This window comes from Chromohalobacter sp. HP20-39 (assembly GCF_033052815.1).
Lineage (GTDB): Bacteria > Pseudomonadota > Gammaproteobacteria > Pseudomonadales > Halomonadaceae > Chromohalobacter.
Genome location: NZ_JAWHTP010000682.1, coordinates 1 through 272, shown reverse-complemented (window position 1 = coordinate 272; position 272 = coordinate 1). Strand labels below are relative to the sequence as shown.

1 pseudogene is annotated in these 272 nt (G+C 67.3%); it reads left to right on the top strand.

The features are described 5' to 3' along the window. Positions 1 to 22: 22 nt before the first annotated feature. Positions 23 to 272 (top strand): annotated as a pseudogene (locus tag RVY79_RS19690) (OB-fold-containig protein); the annotation flags it as partial.

The following is a 272-nucleotide window of genomic DNA, read 5'->3' as shown; positions in this document are numbered from 1 at the left end:
TGGCGCGCTGGAGAGCCTCTCGTTGCTGCTGGGGCTGAGCCTGACCGAGCACGCCGGCAATCTGCTGGTCACGCACTTCGGTCTGGACCACGGTGACACAGGCGCCGAACCGGGCGCGGTCGGCCAGTTCCTCGGCTGGTTGCATGTCGGCCGCATTCCGTTGCTGATGGTGCTGATCCTGTTCCTGCTCGGCTTTGCGGTGGTGGGGCTGTCGCTGCAGCAGGTGCTGCGCGTCCTCACTGGTTGGATGGCGCCGCCGGGCTTTGCAGCCA